This window comes from Desulfovibrio sp. OH1186_COT-070, from assembly GCF_003860215.1.
In the GTDB taxonomy this organism is placed as follows: Bacteria; Desulfobacterota; Desulfovibrionia; order Desulfovibrionales; family Desulfovibrionaceae; genus Desulfovibrio.
The window spans coordinates 1-2,161 of record NZ_RQYH01000072.1; the positions used below are offsets into that span (position 1 = coordinate 1).

At 46.1% G+C, this 2,161-nt stretch carries 2 protein-coding genes and 1 pseudogene; 2 read left to right on the forward strand and 1 reads right to left on the reverse strand.

What is annotated here, in order from left to right; all coding sequences use genetic code 11:
• Window positions 1-345, reverse strand: a 345-nt coding sequence (locus EII23_RS11765) for a transposase (RefSeq protein WP_148091264.1), incomplete at its 3' end; no start/stop codon positions are given.
• 151 nt (window positions 346-496) lie between these two features.
• Between EII23_RS11765 and EII23_RS11770 the strand changes: the two genes are divergently transcribed.
• The gene (locus tag EII23_RS11770; RefSeq protein ID WP_124793527.1) at window positions 497-1,501 is read left to right on the forward strand and encodes a hypothetical protein; all 1,005 of its coding nucleotides are present in this window, start codon (window positions 497-499) and stop codon (window positions 1,499-1,501) included.
• Between the two features lie 85 nt (window positions 1,502-1,586).
• A pseudogene (locus EII23_RS13520) lies at window positions 1,587-2,064 on the forward strand (transposase); the annotation flags it as partial.
• Between the last annotated feature and the right edge of the window lie 97 nt (window positions 2,065-2,161).

A 2,161-nucleotide genomic window follows, 5' to 3' on the forward strand; every position in this document is an offset into this window, starting at 1 on the left:
TACCAACGGCACGGCCCCCTTTTTTGCCGGGGCGAATGTCCCGTCAATGAAGGCTTCCCGCAAATCAAGCTTGCCGCGTTCCCGCAAGTCGTCGGCCAAGGCGAGCAGCACGGTGTCGAACACGCCTTCTTTTCGCCATCGCTGGAACCATCTGTGGCAGGTCTGGTACGGCGGATACCGTTCCGGCAAATCCTTCCACGGCGCGCCTGTACGCAGAATCCAAAGAATTACGTTCAGGATGGCGCGGGGTTCATTGAGCACCGGCCTGCCTTGTCCTCTCGGCCCCTTGGGACTGTCGGGAAGAAGGGGCGCGAGTCGTTCCCATTGCCCATTGGTGATGTCCATTCCCACTTCGTGCGGGAAATGGACGGAAAAGTCTAGAAAATTTCTAAATTCAAACCCTCTTGATTTATGAGATGGCTTCTACTCCGCAGCGGCAAGGACATTTTGATATTTTGTACGACTTCCTGTATGCTGTGGAACATCAGGAGGGCACATGAGAAGATCAAAGCCGGGGCAACCTAGGAAGAGGATTAAAAACCTCGATGAGCTATTTGCTTACGCCTCAAAGGTTATTGCGAAAAAGGAGACGTTTCGCAAAATCCAGTTTGTGGGCAAAGACTTCAGCTACACAATAAAAATTGACGGTGATACATGGGATGGAACTGTTGATGTTCGCCATGCTAGCTATATAATTGCACTACAAAACTCTGTAAATGATCTACTTTCGGAATTTGAAGTGCAAGGATCATTATCAGAAGAAGATATAAGAATCAAAATCGACATACAGCAAGGCTGCTCTGAAATCATTCCAGACTTGACTAAAATTTTGATTTCATTAGGGTCAAAAATGACAACAACGCAAATATTCATATCGACGATTCTTGCAATAGGCGGTTTTGTCGGTATAATGGCTCTTACGAGAATACTTAATTATCGCAAAGAATTAAGGCTTGCTGACAAGCGCGCACAAGAACTTTCAGTACATGAAGAAACAAAGAGAGCACTTTATCAGCCCATGCTAGATGCATTTTTACTTAAGAAGGACAGATACTCATCATATGAAAAACCTGTTCGAATACTCGCCAATGTATTGGATAGTGATGATGAGGTAACACTCAGTGACGGAGTTTCCGCTATTGATCAACAGGAAATTAAAAGAAATTTAATTAGAGCAACGCGAAATACCAAGCAAGTATCTTATGTCGATGGTGAATATTACTTAGAGAGGAAAGATTATTCACAAGGAGAGTTAATTTTTACTCTTTCGCAGGGTGATATAACATTTAGAGCATATACAACAGGACTAAGTACAGAGGATGCAGAAAGCCTCGCCGAGGAAATTGCCTCACGAGAGATTAATGAAGAGTTGCCTTTTCTCCTTTCTTTACAGCTAAATGTCGACCACACAAAGAAAAAAATACTTAGTGGATTAATAGTTGGAGTTGGCCAACCGCGAACGGATAAGGAAATTAAAAAATTGGCTGCCTTGATTGGATAACTTGGCTATTCAAGCTGTAATCCCCCCCAAAAATGGTAGCGTTTGAAAGTAGAATTTCCCATACTCATGAAGCGGGAGATTTTACATGAAAAAGCCACGGTTTACAGACAGCCAGATTCTGGCAATTTTGAAGCAGGCCGAAAACGGTATGCCGGTAACGGAACTTTGCCGTCAGCACGGGATGAGCAGTGCGGCTTTCTACAAGTGGCGAGCAAAATACGGCGCATGGACGCCGCACTGATGGCAGGGATGAAGGAGTTGGAGCGCGGGAAAACGCCCGCCTGAAAAAGATGTACGCAGATGCGTGCCGAGGTCGTGCAGGAGGCTCTTGCAAAAAAGTGGTGAGGCCATCTCTGCGTGCAGAGATGGCCAAAGAAGCTGTGAATGAGAAAAAATGAGATCCGGCAAGCGTATACATCGTTCAGGAACGCTGCTTTCGATATGAGTCGAAGCTCGTGGACGATAATGCCAGAATTGCGGAATTGCTTTTGGCCCTCACCCAGGCTCATTGCAATTGGGGATTTGGCCTGTCCTTTCTGTTTTTGCGCAACGTCAAGGGTTACTGTAATCTCCCCATTTGTGGTAGTGCTCAAAAGTAGAGCCTATGCCGCCCGTTTCAGTTTCATGGCCGGGGTGATACCACCGATGCCCATATGGGGC

Bases quoted from the DNA above. Each gene is read 5' to 3' on its own strand.
- EII23_RS11770 (WP_124793527.1), top strand. From the start codon at position 497: ATGAGAAGATCAAAGCCGGGGCAACCTAGGAAGAGGATTAAAAACCTC.